Genomic DNA, 1,750 nt, shown 5'->3' with positions numbered 1-1,750 from the left:
TATTGTAGACGCAGCTACAGGTGGAGTGCTCCAAATGAATATTACAGCTACCAATTTCTATGTCAGCATCAAGCATCGTAACCACTTGGGAGCGATGACTGTCCAGACTTCTATTCCGGTAGCAGGGGATGTAACCGTAGATTTTACGACGCTTACCGGTACCCAGTTGTATAACACGGCCGGTTATGAAAATGCGGAGATGTACATCCTTCCTGACAACCGCCGCGCTCTCTGGGGTGGTGATGTCAACATGGATGGAAAAGTGAAATACGATGGTGGCTTAAATGACCGAACAGCTATTCTGGCAGATGTAATCTCTTACCCGACGAATGGCGACTACTCCTTCAATTATGACTTCGCTTTCGGATACTTCCAGGGAGATGTCAACATGAATGGTAAAGTGAAATACAACGGTGGTGGTAATGACCAGGTATTGATTCAAGCGATTGCAGTTGTACTCTACCCGCTAAACCCGGGAGGTAGCTTCAACTTTGATTTGTTACTGGAGCAGTTACCATAGTTTTTAACTGGGAAAGTTAATGCTCGCCTCTGGTTCTGAAAAGAATCAGAGGTGAGATTAACATTCATTTTTCTTTTTCGAAATAAACTGATTTACAAATACTTATGTCGAGTTGCATGGCCGGCTCCTGAGATTTTTATGCCTAATAACTTCAAGAATTATCAATTCAATACTCATGAAAAACATTTTACGTTACCTATTTCTTTTAATGTGCTTCTACCTTGCTACGGTCGGGCTACAAGCACAGAACGTAGACTATACCGTCAGGTATAATTTTGATACCAACGTCTACGAAGTCTACATTCGCCCGGATTTTGGGCAAACCACTTTTATTCTGGGCGGCGGTAGCCAGATTTCTTTGGTGGTTCCATCAGCAACAATGGATAGCCCACTTTTGGTTACCCCGGTTAGTGGTGGATTTTGGTCAGACCAGACGCGAGTATACGCTCCTTCGGCCAATCCGGCGGCAGATTTCCACTCGGTTACTACCGGCGGAAGCGTCATCATGCTGTTGATGGGGACAGAACAATTAATGTTCACCTTTACCTTGCCTGGAGCGAGTGGTTGTACAGATGAAGTACGCTTGTTTATAAATGGTACGGATCCTGATTCCTCCGAACCTTCTATGGGAGGCTCTGATTTTAATCAGGCTTTCTTTGATGTGTTCAGCACCCCTTATTATCAAGCAAACTATGGTGATTCACCCGTCAATTGTACTCCTCCTGATATTGATGGAGATGGCTACGTAGGCGTAGATGATCCTGATGAAGGAAACCCTTGTATTCCTGATGTTAATGTAGGTATTTGTGATCAAGACAATGATGGTTTGACCAATGACGAGGAGATTATCGCTGGTACCGATCCTACTGATGCGGACAGTGACGATGATGGTTATAATGATGGAGAAGAAGTTACGGGTGTTGATGATCCTACAACAACGGTAGTAGCGACAGGTATAAGTGATGCCAACGATCCCTGTTCTCCAGATATGAACGCCGGTGCCTGTGATCAGGATAGTGACGGTTTGACCAACGAGGAAGAAGTGTTGGCACTAACCGACCCTACCAATCCTGACACGGACGGTGACGGAATTAATGACGGTGACGAATACAACGGCCCCGATGGTAATCCTCTAACAATGGGTGATAACACCGACCCCCTCGATCCCTGTGATCCTGATCCTGCTGCTGGTCCTTGTGATCAAGACAACGATGGCTTGACCAACGACGA

1 protein-coding gene and 1 pseudogene are annotated in these 1,750 nt (G+C 45.5%); both read left to right on the top strand.

Annotated elements, in window-relative coordinates; all coding sequences use genetic code 11:
* Nucleotides 1-520, top strand: a pseudogene (locus tag A3EU_RS34690) (hypothetical protein); the annotation flags it as partial.
* A gap of 175 nt (nucleotides 521-695) precedes the next feature.
* Nucleotides 696-1,750, top strand: a 1,055-nt coding sequence (locus A3EU_RS33350) for a hypothetical protein (protein WP_052331342.1), incomplete at its 3' end; no start/stop codon positions are given.

Origin of the sequence: Lewinella cohaerens DSM 23179 (assembly GCF_000379805.1) — a bacterium.
Classification (GTDB): domain Bacteria; phylum Bacteroidota; class Bacteroidia; order Chitinophagales; family Saprospiraceae; genus Lewinella; species Lewinella cohaerens.
Note: the sequence above shows the minus strand (reverse complement) of the source record. Positions and strands in the feature narration are given on the sequence as shown.